The sequence below is a fragment of the Nonomuraea sp. NPDC050540 genome, from assembly GCF_044457485.1.
In the GTDB taxonomy this organism is placed as follows: Bacteria; Actinomycetota; Actinomycetes; order Streptosporangiales; family Streptosporangiaceae; genus Nonomuraea.
The window spans coordinates 139,314-151,323 of record NZ_JBITHA010000013.1; the positions used below are offsets into that span (position 1 = coordinate 139,314).

The window sequence follows — 12,010 nt, forward strand, 5'->3', positions numbered from 1 at the left end:
GGATGCGGAAGCCGGTGGCGGCGACGGTGACGTCGTTGTTCTTCGTCCTCGGGCCGGGGCTGGTGGCCGGGGTGGCGCCGTGGCTGATCACCGGCTGGCACTCCGGGCCGATGTGGCCGCCGCTGCGGGGGCTCGGCGGTGTCATGGTCGTGGCGGGGGCGGTGGTGATCGTGCCGGCGTTCGTCCGCTTCGTGGTCGAGGGGCTGGGCACGCCGATGCCGGTGGCCGCGCCGAGCCGCCTCGTGGTGGGGGGTTTCTATCGCTACGTCCGCAATCCCATGTACGTGGCCGTCGAGCTGGCCATCGTCGGGCAGGCCCTGCTGCTCGGACGGCTGAGCCTGCTCTGGTACGCGGCGCTCGTCGGGATCGTCACGTGGTCGTTCGTGCGCTTCTACGAGGAGCCGACGCTGCGCCGTACCTTCGGGCAGGAGTACGAGGACTACCGCAGGGCGGTGCCCGCCTGGATCCCTAGGCTCCGGCGGGGGTGACCTGGAAGACGGCGGCCTTCCACTCGCCGTCCTGGCGGACCAGGGTCGTCGTGGCCTGGTAGCGCACGGTCTGCTTCTCGGTGCCGTTCACCAGCACGTCGATCTCGACCAGGCTGATGTGGACGAGGCTGTCCTCGGTCAGCCGGACCACGCGGTGGCCGGACTGCTCGGTGCGGGTGTAGGGGTTGCGGTTCTCGGCGAAGCCCTTGAGGATCGCCTCCCGGTCGGTGATGACGCCCCAGGGGGAGACGCTCACCGGTTCGGCGGTGAGGAAGCGGTCGAAGAAGGCGGCGTCGCCGTTCCTGTTGGCTTCCCACGAACGCTCGGTCAGCTCAATGATCTCGTTCATCGTCGTCTCCTCTACGTACACCGGTTTAACTGGTGTCCAGTGTTACACTGCTCCCGTGGAGAGCGCAAGCGCGATGGTGCTGACCGGAGGCGACGGTCAGCGGTTCAGGTTCGACGCGGGCACGCTGTGCCTGGAATTCCTGCTCAGCGGGGCGGTGAACCCGTGGGAACGGCTGCACGCCCCCGCCGATCTGGCCGAATGGATCGCCGGATCGAGGCTCGGCGTGGACGGCCCCGCGCGGGCGGACGCGGACGAGCTGGCCGACGCCAAACGGCTGCGCGGCGCGATCCTGTCGCTCGCCATGGAGGCGGTGAAGGACGACGCCCCCGGCTTCAAGGTCGCCGGTGTGGCGGAGGTCAGGATCGACGCGGACCCACCGGAGCCGCACGCGATCCTGAACGAGCTGGCCGCCGCGCCGCCGCCGGTTCCGGTCATGGGGGCCGGCCGGGTCAGGGAGTGGGCGTACCCGGTGACCGGGTCGCAGTTCCTGTCGGCGGTGGCCCGGGACGCGATCGAGCTGTTTTCCGGCGATCGGGTCGAACGCGTGCGCATGTGCGGCGGCGAGCGCTGCTACCTGCTGTTTCTCGACACCTCGCGGCCCGGCGCGCGCCGCTGGTGCTCGATGGATCGCTGTGGAAACCGGCAAAAGCTCCGCACACGTCGTAAGATCATGAAATGAGTGATCTTGTCGGTGTTGTGGGGGCATTGCGCCGCTATCCGGTCAAGTCGATGCTCGGGGAAGACCTCGACGCCGGCGAGATCACTGAGCGAGGGCTCTCCGGAGACCGGGTGCGCGCCGTCGTCGACGTTTCCACGGGCAAGGTCGCCAGTGCCAAGAACCCCCGGCTGTGGCGCGACCTGCTCACGCTCGACGGCGTCGCGCCGCCCGGCGACGCCGAGCTGTCCAGGCTGTTCGGCCGCGAGGTACGGCTCGCCGACACGCCGCCCCCCGCGGCCGAACTGGAGCGCTCGATCCCGGAAGAGGTGCTGGAACGGGGCATCGAACAGGAGGTCGGCCACACCATCACCTACCTGGCCGCCGCCGCGCCCGGGACGTTCTTCGACTTCGCCCCGCTCCACCTCATCACCACCTCGACCGTGCGGCGCATCGGCGAGCTGAGCGCGCGCGGGCAGATGGAGGCGGTCCGCTACCGCCCCAACCTCGTGATCGACACGCCCGGCGACGGCTTCCCCGAGAACACGTGGGCAGGCGCCCGGCTGCGCCTCGGGGCGGCGGAGCTGGAGGTCATCGCGGCCAGCCCGCGCTGCGCCGTACCCACGCTCGCGCACGGCGGGCTGCCGCGCGACACCGACGCGCTGCGCACGGTGGCCCGCCACAACCGCGTCGAGGTCTTCGACATGGGCGCGCAGCCGTGCGCCGGGGTCTACGCCCGGGTCCTGCGGCCCGGCGACGTGCGGGTGGGAGACGAGGTACGGCTTACGCCGGCGCGGTGAGGTACTCGTCCAGGTCGTCCAGGATGCCGTTGGCGGCCTTGACCCCGATGCCGAGCATCCAGACCTCGTCGTCCACCGCGTGGGCGTGGCCGGAGGTGACCGCCTTGAGCTTCTTCCACAGCGGCCCGCCGGTGACCTCGGCCTGCGACGCGGCGGCGGCCTCGCCGTAGGCGCTGTAGAAGAGGGCGTCGGCGTCGGCCTGGGCGATGTTCTCCTGGCTCAGCTTGCCGAACCGCCTGTCCTCCTGGGCGGCCAGCATCTGGACCTCGGGACGGCCGACGCCGGCGTCGCCGACGACGATGCCGCTGAAGGACTCGGGGCCGTACATGCGGATCTCGGTGGGCATGAAGCGCACGATGCTCAGCTTGAGCTTGGCGAACTTCTGCCCGACCGTCTTGGCGCGCGTCTCGTAGTCCGACAGGAGCTTGGCCGCCTCGGCGGGCTTGCCGAGCGTCTCGGCGTCGAGCGTGAAGTTCTCCTTCCAGGTCACGCCGACCTTCTCGGTGAAGACCGTCGGGGCGATCTTGCTGAGCTTGTCGTAGAAGGCGGCCTGGCGGAACTTGGTGCCGAGGATGAGGTCCGGCTTCAGCGCGATGATCGCCTCCAGATTGGGCTGCTGGAGGGTGCCGACGGACTTGGTGTCCTTGAGCGCGTCGCCGAGGTAGGCGGGCCACTTCTGGTTCTCGGCCGCCTGGGCCGCGCCGACGGGGGCGAGACCCAGGGAGACCATGGTGTCGAGCTTGTCCGTGTCGAGGACCACGACACGCTTGGGCGTCTTCGGAACCTTGGTCTCGCCCATGGCGTGCTTGACCGTATGGGTGGGGCCGGTGCCCTCGGCCGGGTCCGCGGTGTTTCCGCAGGCGGCGAGGGCGAGGACGGGCAGCAGTGCGGCGATCGCCACGCGCAGGCGCATGAGATTCCTTGGTCAGTTAGGTTAGGCGGCCCTAAGTGTAGTGACGCTGACATAGTCCACCAGCATCGGCCGGCCAGGGACGGTCGCCGCGTTGGGCGGGCCGGGCAGGCCGCCGCCGACCGCCACGTTGAGTATCACGAAGAAGGCCCGCGGCAGGCTCCTGTCCAAGGTGAAGTACGGCCTGCCGTCCAGCAGCCAGGTCGTGGCCCGCTCGGTCACCTCGACCGCGTAGGTGTGGAAGGAGCCGTGGCAGCCGGGGCACGGCTGCTCGGGCGTGACCAGACCCTTCGGCTCCTGGCACGGGCCGCCCGGCATGGTGCCGCAGTGCATGGCGCCGGTGACCGACGGCCGGCCGTTCACCGCCTCCATGATGTCGATCTCGCCCACGGCCGGCCAGCCGGTCTCCCCGCCCAGCATCCAGAACGCCGGCCAGTACCCCGCGCCGTCGGCGGGCGAGACGGCGGGCAGCGCGAGGCGGGCCTCGACCCGCAGCGTGCCGCCGGGCGGGACGGCGAAGTCGGCACGCTGGGTCCTGACGCGGCCGGAGGTCCACCGGCCGCCCTCCAGGCGCGGGGTGATGGCCAGGTGGCCCTTGCCGTCGAGGGCCACGTTGTCGGGAGAGGCGGTCATCGTCTCGATCTCGCCGGTGCCCCAGCGTTCCGGCGGGCCGGTCTCGTACCGCCAGCGCCCGGTGCCGGGCGCGGTGTCGAGCACAGGGCCGTCGAAGTCGTCGCGGAAGACCTCCCGCCGGTCCGTGCCGCCGCCGCACGCGGCGAGGACACAGATCAGCAGGAGGCAGGTGAGGATTCTCATAGCACCGTGGGGATCAGGTCGAGCTCCTCCAACTGCTGCTCCAGGCGGGGAGCGAGTCGCTGGACGAGCGTGTTGGTCAGGTGGGAGTCGTCGCGGTAGAGCACGACGCCGTCGAGCGTCGCCGGGCACGTGGGGCCGTTGCCGGGGCAGAGCAGGTCGCTGGTGTCCAGCGTCCACAGGCCCGGACGCCTGCCCGCCGCGAGGGGGTCCGGCTTCAGCCCGCGCGAGCGGGCGAACGCGCAGGACGCGGCGGGCTTGCCGGACAGGCACGCCGGCACGTCGATGCCGGGCAGCGGCGTGTCACGCAGGTACACCAGCGGCGCCCCCAGCCGCGACAACCGCTCCAGCGTGGGCCGCCAGCCCTTCAGCGTGGTCTTCGCGTCGGCGTAGGCCGACAGCGAGCCCAGCAGGATCAGCCGCGGCGACGCCTCGCCCTCCAGCCTGGTCAGGGTCTTCTCGCGCCACTCGTCGCACTCGCGGTACTCCCTGCCCAGGCGCGGATCCACGACCTTCAGCGCGGGCAGCGGGCAGCCCGGCTTGGTCAGCACCTCCAGCGTCCAGCCGCGCCGGTGCGCCACCCGCCGCGCCATCGTGAACCACTGCCCGGCGTGCGAGTCGCCGAGCAGCACGACGCGGTCGTTGCCGGGCACCGCCCCCGCGCGCCCGGAGCCGCTGGGCGTGAACAGGCACGGCGGGCTGGTGGTCGTCGCCAGCGCCACCTCGCACCCCTCAGAGGGCGGATAGTCGGTACGCGCCGCCGCCGCGTCGACGGTCGGCGCCGTCTCGACCACCGCGGTGGCCACCTCGGCACGCGGCACGCTCGCCCCGCCCAGCAGCAGCGCGGCCGTCACCGGGACCGTCATCGCCGCCGTGCCCACCGCCAGCCCGCGCCGCGGCAGCTCGGCCACGACCTTGGAGAAGCGCACCGGCTGCTCCACCAGCCGCATCGTCAGCCAGGCGGGCAGCGCGGAGCCGATCACCAGCGCGAGCTTGACCGGCCACGGCCGCCCGTCGCCGAACAGCACGACGACCGGCCAGTGCCACAGGTACCAGGCGAACGACAGCCGCCCCGCCGCCCCCATCCAGCCGTGGCTCAGCAGCGCCGAGACCGGCGAGCGGAACAGGATCAGCGCGGCCGTCCCCAGCGTGGGAACCAGTGCCTGTGGCCCTGGATAGCCGCTCTCGTCGAGCGTCAGGGACCAGGCCAGCGCCGCGGCTCCCGCCGTACCCAGGAGTGCGGCCAGGAGACGGGGCGTGCGGGAGAGGTACGGCAGAGCCAGCGCGGCCAGCGCCCCCACCCCGAACTGCCAGGCCCGCGTCGGTGAGGCCAGGTAGGCGCCGGGCCCGTCCCAGGACAGCGACAGCGCGAACGACCCGGCCGTGACCAGCACCGCGGCGGCGGCCACGGCCCGGCGCCCGGCCAGCCAGAACGCGGCCAGCAGCAAGGGAGCCCACACCAGGTAGAACTGTTCCTCGACCGCGAGTGACCAGAAGTGCAGCAGCGGGCTCGGGTCGCGGTCGGCGGCCAGGTAGTCGGTCTCCTGGGCGATGAAGCGCCAGTTGGCCACGTAGAGGGCGGCGGTGAAGACGTCGGCGGCCACGTCGGCGGCGCGCAGCGGCGGCAGCAGCAGCCAGGCCGCCGGCGCGCTCGCCACCAGGACCACTCCGGCGGCCGGAAGGATGCGGCGGGCCCGGCGGGCGTAGAAGTCGGCGAGGGAGAAGGTCCCCGCGGCCAGGTCACGCACGATCAGGCCGGTGATCAGGAAGCCGGAGATGACGAAGAAGACGTCGACGCCGACGAACCCGCCGCCCAGGCCGGGTACGGAGGCGTGGAAGGCCAGGACGAACAGGACGGCGACCGCGCGCAGGCCGTCGATGTCCTTGCGGTGCCCGGTCACGGGATCACGGGAGGCAGGACGGCCCAGCCGGTGGCCAGCACGATGGCCAGGACCAGCAGGGTGGTGATGGCCAGTGTCTCCGGCCAGCGCTGACGGTGGTTCATCGCACGAACCTCCACAGGTCGCGGATCAGCGGCAGGGCGATGTAGGTGCTCGCGGCGGCGAACAGCGTCAGCGCCCAGTAGTGGTGCCAGCCATAGGCGGGGGCGCGCCAGGCGATGCCCGCCCAGACCGCGAGCGTGGTTCCGCTCAGCCAGGCGAGGGCCAGGCGGGTGATGGTGACGACCAGGCGCGAGCGCTTGGCTCCTCCTCCGCCGCTGGGCACCCAGGCCGACACCCGGTTGCGCAGGGCGTGGCCGATGGCGAACAGGTGGCAGTAGGAGTAGAGGGTCTGGGCGCGGATGACCTCGAAGCGGTAGCGGCCGACCGAGGTCGCGGGCAGCAGCACCAGCGCCACCCACAGCGGGCCGACGAACGGGATCATGTGCCAGGCGCGCACGTCCTGCGGGTAGGCGTAGAGCATGATCAGGCCGGGCAGCGGGATGGCCGCGATGTTGAGCGCCGAGACGAAGTAGGACAGGAAGCCGCTCCAGTAGGACAGGCGCACCCGCCAGCCCATCGGCGTGCGGTGGAAGTCGCGGCTGAACAGCAGGCTCAGGCAGCCCATGGCCCAGCGGTACTGCTGCGCCACGTACGAGCCGACGTTGTCCGGCGACAGCCCCTTGGCCAGCAGGACCGGCACGTACTTGGTGCGCAGGCCGTGCCTCATGAGCGCGACGCTGGTGTAGATGTCCTCGCTGTGGTCGATCCTGGGGAAGCCGCCGATGCGGTCGAGGGCGGCGCGGCGGTAGACGACGTTGGTGCCCACGCAGATGGCGCCGCCGTCGGCGTCGCGGCTCGGCTGCAGCCACCGGTAGAACAGTTCCTGGGAGGCGGCGGCGGTCCGCTGGATCCACGGCATGCCCTGGTCGGTGTCGAAGAACTGCGGCGACTGGGCCACGGCGATCTGCGGGTCCTCCAGGTAGGGGACCAGGTGGTGCAGGAAGTCGGGGCGTGGGACGAAGTCGGCGTCGAAGACCGCCACGACCTCGTTGCCGGTCAGGGACAGGCCGTGGTTGAGGTTGCCGGCCTTCTTCAGGTGGCCGCGGTCGGGGCGGACGGTGTGGGCGAAGCCGTACGAGCGGGCCAGGTCGGCCACCTCGGGGCGGTCGGCGTCGTCCAGGACCGTGACGGTGAGTGGAGCGTTCCAGTCAAGGCGGGCCACGTGGGCGAAGGTGTTGTCCAGCACCTCCAGCGGTTCGTCCATGGTCGGCAGCAGCACGTCCACGCCGGGAGGCCGGGCCGGGCGCCAGCCCTTGGTCAGGAGCAGGTGCGACTCCCAGGTGGTGGTGCGCTGGCGCTGGCCGTCGACGTAGGAGAGCAGCCAGCCCGCCAGGTTGACCACGAGTGCCGCCAGGAAGGGCAGCAGGATCGGGTGGCGCAAGGAGAAGAGGAATAATGTTCCGGCGGTAAAGGTCAGACTCAAAGGTACGGCCAGCAGAACCCACCGGCGCTGCGGGCCAAAATAGAGTGAAATTTCGGTGTCCGTTGGTGGGACGGGAAGAAAATCGTGCTGTGGCCGGGCCGTAGGCGCGAGCAAAGTCGCGGACATGCCGAACACCCCCCGTTCATCAGGCATCTTGCCTTCTACTGTAAACAAACCTATCTAAACGGCGGTGAACGCCGCCTTAAGCGTCGGGGGCGGATGGGCCGTCGAAGCAGGGAAAGTCGCGTGGTGTCCGAATTTAATGTGATGGACCTCACGGGAGATTGTCCATAATTAAAGTAGGTTTTGGCCTAGCGCCCGCTTGGGCGCACGCCCCTCCGGCCCCGAACGCGGGCTGTGCGGAGACCGAAACAAGGGCGAAACACCACGGCGTGGAGATTCACGCACGTGAAACACGCCTGGTCGAGCCGCGAAACCCCGCAGAGCGACAGTTCCGGTCAGTCGCCAATGTGTAAGGAGGTCGCGTCGATGATCGATAGCGGCACTACCGCCTGGATGCTGGTGTGCACCGCTCTGGTGCTGCTGATGACTCCGGGCCTCGCGTTCTTCTACGGGGGCATGACCAGGGCCAAGAGCGTCCTCAACATGATGATGATGTCGTTCGTCAGCATCATCGTGGTGACCGTCGCCTGGGTGCTCTACGGCTACTCGCTCGCCTTCGACACCGCCGGAGACGGCACCGGATTCATCAACAAGATCGTCGGCGGCCTCGACTACCTCGGGCTCAGCGGCGTCTACAACGCGGTCTACGAGAACCTCATCGTGGCGGGAGGCAACGTCACGCCCGAGGCCGCGGCGGCCGACAACTTCCCCCTGATGGTCTTCTCCGCCTTCCAGCTCACCTTCGCCGTCATCACCGTCGCGCTGATCAGCGGGGCCGTCGCCGATCGGGCCAAGTTCGGCGCCTGGGTGCTCTTCTCCCTGGTGTGGGCCACGGTCGTGTACTTCCCCGTCGCGCACTGGGTGTGGGGCGGCGGCTGGCTGGGCCAGCTGGGCATCGAGGACTTCGCGGGCGGCACCGTGGTCCACATCAACGCGGGCGCCGCGGCCCTCGCGCTGGCGCTGGTGCTGGGCAAGCGTTCCGGCTGGCGTAAGGAGCCGATGCGGCCGCACAACCTGACGCTGGTCCTGCTCGGCACCGGCCTGCTGTGGTTCGGCTGGTTCGGGTTCAACGCCGGGTCGGAGCTGGCCCCCGACCAGACCGCCGGCCTCGCCTTCATGAACACGCAGGTCGCCGCCGCCGTCGCGGCGGGCGCCTGGCTCATCGTGGAGAAGCTGCGCGACGGCCACGCCACCACGCTCGGCGCCGCCTCCGGCGCGGTCGCCGGTCTGGTCGCCATCACCCCGGCCTGCGGCTTCGTGGACCCCTGGGCGGCCGTGGTCATCGGCCTGCTGGCCGGTGTCGGCTGCTGCTACGCGGTGGGCCTGAAGTACAAGGCGGGCTTCGACGACTCGCTCGACGTGGTCGGCGTGCACCTGGTCGGTGGCGTGATCGGCGCGGTCGCGCTGGGCTTCGTGGCCGCCTACCCGTTCCTGCCCGGCCAGAACAAGGGCATCCTGATCGAGGGCGGCCAGCTCAGTCAGCTCGGGTTGCAGGTGCTCGGCCCGGTCGTGGTGGGTCTCTACTCGTTCGTGCTCTCATGGGTGATCGGAAAGATCATCGACAAGACCATGGGCTTCCGGATCTCCCAGGAGGCCGAGGTCGCCGGCGTCGACGTCACCACGCACGCCGAAACCGGCTACGACCTCGGCAGCGTGCACGCCTCCGGCGTGGTCTCCTCCAACGGCCCGGTCCCTGCCACGAAGAAGGTGGACGCATGAGGCTCATCACCGCCGTCATCAAGCCGTTCAAGCTCGATGACGTGAAGGCCGCGCTGGAGCAGTTCGGCATCAAGGGCATGACGGTCAGCGAGGCCAGCGGGTACGGCAGGCAGCGCGGCCACACCGAGGTCTACCGGGGCGCCGAGTACCAGGTGGACCTGGTCCCGAAGGTCCGCGTGGAGGTGCTGGCCGAGGAGGACGACGCCGAGGACGTGATCGACGTCATCGTCAAGGCCGCCCAGACCGGCAAGATCGGCGACGGCAAGGTCTGGTCCGTCCCGGTGGACACGGTCATCCGGGTGCGCACGGGAGAGCGGGGCCCCGAGGCGCTGTGAACTCGCCCGGAAACCATGGAGGTGTCGTGAGGGGAGAGGCGCGCTCCTTCGCGGCGGCCCGCGGTTCGCGGGCCGCCGACACCGATCGCTGGCTCAAGGATCTCTTCCGTACGGCCGGCGACGGCGCGGGCGCGGCGCTGATGGCCGTCGGCAGCCTGGGGCGGCGCGAACTGGCCCCGGGCAGCGACCTGGACCTGGTCCTGCTGCACGAGGGCCGCGACGACATCGCCTCGATCGCCGACCGCGTCTGGTACCCGGTGTGGGACTCGGGCGTGGGGCTCGACCACTCCGTGCGTACCGTCGACGAGGCCGTGCGCGTGGCCCGCGACGACCTCAAGGCCGTGCTCGGGCTGATCCAGGCCAGGCACGTGGCGGGCGACCCCGAGCTGACCAAGAAGGCCAGGGAGGCGGTGCTGGCCGGGTGGCGCGCCGACTCGCGCCGCCGCCTGGCCGAACTGCGCCAGGCCGCCGACCGGCGGGCCGAGAGCAGCGGCGAGGTCGCCTTCCTGCTCGAACCCGATCTGAAGGACGGCCGCGGCGGGCTGCGCGACCTGCAGGCGATGCAGGCGGTCGCGGCGGCCTGGGTCGCCTCCGCGCCGGGGCCGAGGGCGCGCGAGGCCTACGAGTTCATCCTGGACGTGCGCCACGCGCTGCACGTCGTCACGGGGCGCGGCGCCGACCGCCTGGTTTTGCAGGAGCAGGACGCGGTGGCGGGGCTGCTGGGCCTGCTGGACGCGGAGGCGCTGATGCGCCGGCTCGCTGAGGCGGGCCGCACGATCGCGCACGCCTTCGACGTGACCTGGCGGGCGGTCGACCGGCTGGTGTCGGGGCCGAGCCCGCGAGGACGCCGCCCGCTGGCCGACGGCGTCGTCGAGCACGGCGGTGAGGTCGTGCTGGCGCGCGGCGCCGACCCGCGCAAGGACCCGGTGCTGGTGCTGCGCGCGGCGGCGGCCGCGGCCGGGTCGGGGCTGCCGCTGGCGCCCGCGACGGTCACCGTTCTGGCGGCGCGGTCGGCGCCGATGCCGGTCCCGTGGCCGGAGGAGGCGCGCGACGCGCTGGTCGCGGTGCTCGGCGCCGGGCGGGCCGCGGTGCCGGTGTGGGAGGAGCTCGACCAGGCGGGCGTCCTGGTCAAGCTGCTGCCCGACTGGGAACGCGTGCGGCACCGTCCGCAGCGCAACCCCATCCACCGCTTCACCGTCGACCGCCACCTGGTCGAGACCGCGGCCAACGCCGCCGCGCACACCCGGGAGGTCTCCCGCCCCGACCTCCTGCTGATCTCCGCGCTGCTGCACGACATCGGCAAGGGCTGGCCGGGCGACCACTCGGCCACGGGCGAGGTCGTGGTCCGCGACATCGGCGCCAGGATCGGGCTGCCCGCGCGCGACGTGGAGATCCTCGCCACCGTCGTACGCCACCACCTGCTGCTGCCCGAGACCGCCACCCGCCGCGACCTGGACGACCCGGTCACGATCGAGAAGGTCGCCGCGACCGTGGGCTCGCGCGAGGTGCTGGAACTGCTGGCCGCGCTGGCCAGTGCCGACGGCCACGCCACCGGGCCCGCCGCGTGGAACTCCTGGAAGGCCGGGCTGGTCGCCGACCTCGTGCGCAGGGTGCGTTCGGCGCTGTCCGGCTCACCGCCGCCCCAGCCGCCGAGCCTGTCGGAGGCGCAGGTGGCGCTGGCCCGGCACGGTGGCGGGGCCGTACGCGTGGCCGGGGGAGTGGTCACCGTCGTCGCCCCCGACCGGCCCGGACTGCTGTGGAGCGCCGCCGGGGTGCTCGCCGCGCACCGGCTCGTGGTGCGTTCGGCCTCCTCAGCGGCCGCGGGCGCCACGGCCGTGATCGAGTTCGCGGTCATTCCCGAGTACGGCTCGCCGCCGGATCCCGCCACGCTCGAAGCCGATCTCCGTCTCGTCCTTGCTGGGCGTCTTGACATCGAGCAACGTCTGGCCCGCCGTACCCGGTCGGTGAGACCCGCTCGCGTACCGGTCGCTCCACCCCGCGTGACGTTGGTGGACGACGCCTCGGCGACCGCCACCGTCGTGGAAGTCAGAGCCCATGACAGGCCGGGGCTTCTGTGGCGTATTGGCAGGGCTTTCGGGGAATGTGGGCTTGACGTACGCGCCGCCCGAGTGGAGACTCTCGGCGCGGAGGCGGTGGACGTCTTCTATGTGGTAGACCGTGCCGGGCGCCCCCTCAGCGACGGTGCGCAGAGGACGCAAGTCCGCGATCTCGTGCTTGCAGCACTGCGGTAACCAACAACACACATTCTGCGGTCACATTTGTAACGATTGTGTCCGTTTTGCCTGGTACGTGAGTTGCTGCGGATACTTTGTGGACGGTTTACGACCCGTTGAAGACGGGATGATTGAGGGGTAACGAAAGCAGTGACTAC

Annotated in this window: 11 protein-coding genes; 6 read left to right on the forward strand and 5 right to left on the reverse strand. The window is 71.2% G+C overall.

Translation table 11 applies throughout. From position 1 onward, the window contains the following. Positions 1-2 precede the first annotated feature (2 nt). Positions 3-488, forward strand: a complete 486-nt coding sequence (locus ACIBI5_RS36365) for a methyltransferase family protein (RefSeq protein WP_397253495.1) — start codon at positions 3-5, stop codon at positions 486-488. Here the strand turns inward: ACIBI5_RS36365 and ACIBI5_RS36370 are convergent. Beyond that, positions 469-837: a nuclear transport factor 2 family protein gene (locus ACIBI5_RS36370; RefSeq protein ID WP_397253497.1), complete on the reverse strand. Its 369-nt coding sequence runs from the start codon at positions 835-837 to the stop codon at positions 469-471. The two genes, ACIBI5_RS36365 and ACIBI5_RS36370, sit on opposite strands and share 20 nt — an antisense overlap. A gap of 55 nt (positions 838-892) precedes the next feature. On the opposite strand from ACIBI5_RS36370, the gene ACIBI5_RS36375 reads away from it, so the two are divergent. Together ACIBI5_RS36375 and ACIBI5_RS36380 are read left to right on the forward strand one after the other, a co-directional pair. Next, the gene (locus tag ACIBI5_RS36375; protein ID WP_397253498.1) at positions 893-1,516 is read left to right on the forward strand and encodes a CGNR zinc finger domain-containing protein; all 624 of its coding nucleotides are present in this window, start codon (positions 893-895) and stop codon (positions 1,514-1,516) included. Continuing rightward, on the forward strand, positions 1,513-2,292 hold the full coding sequence (locus ACIBI5_RS36380; RefSeq protein ID WP_397253499.1) for an MOSC domain-containing protein: 780 nt from the start codon (positions 1,513-1,515) through the stop codon (positions 2,290-2,292). The genes ACIBI5_RS36375 and ACIBI5_RS36380 overlap by 4 nt, the downstream gene beginning before the upstream one ends. On the opposite strand, the gene ACIBI5_RS36385 is transcribed toward ACIBI5_RS36380, so the two are convergent. From ACIBI5_RS36385 to ACIBI5_RS36400, 4 genes are all read right to left on the reverse strand, one after another. Beyond that, positions 2,276-3,205 (reverse strand): ABC transporter substrate-binding protein, encoded by a 930-nt coding sequence (locus ACIBI5_RS36385; protein ID WP_397253501.1) that lies wholly within the window; start codon positions 3,203-3,205, stop codon positions 2,276-2,278. The two genes, ACIBI5_RS36380 and ACIBI5_RS36385, sit on opposite strands and share 17 nt — an antisense overlap. Before the next feature lie 21 nt (positions 3,206-3,226). Beyond that, a complete protein-coding gene (locus ACIBI5_RS36390) occupies positions 3,227-4,018 on the reverse strand; it encodes a family 16 glycosylhydrolase (protein WP_397253502.1) in 792 nt (263 codons plus the stop codon). Further along, complete coding sequence (locus tag ACIBI5_RS36395; protein WP_397253503.1) at positions 4,015-5,916, reverse strand: acyltransferase family protein; 1,902 nt, start codon at positions 5,914-5,916, stop codon at positions 4,015-4,017. The genes ACIBI5_RS36390 and ACIBI5_RS36395 overlap by 4 nt, the downstream gene beginning before the upstream one ends. A 100-nt stretch (positions 5,917-6,016) precedes the next feature. Beyond that, on the reverse strand, positions 6,017-7,399 hold the full coding sequence (locus ACIBI5_RS36400; protein WP_397253504.1) for a glycosyltransferase: 1,383 nt from the start codon (positions 7,397-7,399) through the stop codon (positions 6,017-6,019). Between the two features lie 531 nt (positions 7,400-7,930). On the opposite strand from ACIBI5_RS36400, the gene ACIBI5_RS36405 reads away from it, so the two are divergent. The 3 genes from ACIBI5_RS36405 to ACIBI5_RS36415 are packed head-to-tail and all read left to right on the forward strand — an operon-like array spanning position 7,931 to position 11,870. After that, positions 7,931-9,283, forward strand: a complete 1,353-nt coding sequence (locus ACIBI5_RS36405; RefSeq protein WP_397253506.1) for an ammonium transporter — start codon at positions 7,931-7,933, stop codon at positions 9,281-9,283. Then, on the forward strand, positions 9,280-9,618 hold the full coding sequence (locus ACIBI5_RS36410; protein WP_157250041.1) for a P-II family nitrogen regulator: 339 nt from the start codon (positions 9,280-9,282) through the stop codon (positions 9,616-9,618). The genes ACIBI5_RS36405 and ACIBI5_RS36410 overlap by 4 nt, the downstream gene beginning before the upstream one ends. 26 nt (positions 9,619-9,644) lie before the next feature. Next, positions 9,645-11,870, forward strand: coding sequence for a [protein-PII] uridylyltransferase (locus ACIBI5_RS36415; RefSeq protein ID WP_397253507.1), 2,226 nt, complete (start codon positions 9,645-9,647; stop codon positions 11,868-11,870). The last annotated feature ends 140 nt before the right edge of the window (positions 11,871-12,010 follow it).

Coding starts and splice junctions, on each gene's coding strand:
- ACIBI5_RS36405 (WP_397253506.1), top strand. CDS start 7,931: ATGATCGATAGCGGCACTACCGCCTGGATGCTGGTGTGCACCGCTCTG.
- ACIBI5_RS36410 (WP_157250041.1), top strand. CDS start 9,280: ATGAGGCTCATCACCGCCGTCATCAAGCCGTTCAAGCTCGATGACGTG.
- ACIBI5_RS36385 (WP_397253501.1), bottom strand. CDS start 3,205: ATGCGCCTGCGCGTGGCGATCGCCGCACTGCTGCCCGTCCTCGCCCTC.
- ACIBI5_RS36365 (WP_397253495.1), top strand. CDS start 3: ATGCGGAAGCCGGTGGCGGCGACGGTGACGTCGTTGTTCTTCGTCCTC.
- ACIBI5_RS36370 (WP_397253497.1), bottom strand. CDS start 837: ATGAACGAGATCATTGAGCTGACCGAGCGTTCGTGGGAAGCCAACAGG.
- ACIBI5_RS36390 (WP_397253502.1), bottom strand. CDS start 4,018: ATGAGAATCCTCACCTGCCTCCTGCTGATCTGTGTCCTCGCCGCGTGC.
- ACIBI5_RS36380 (WP_397253499.1), top strand. CDS start 1,513: ATGAGTGATCTTGTCGGTGTTGTGGGGGCATTGCGCCGCTATCCGGTC.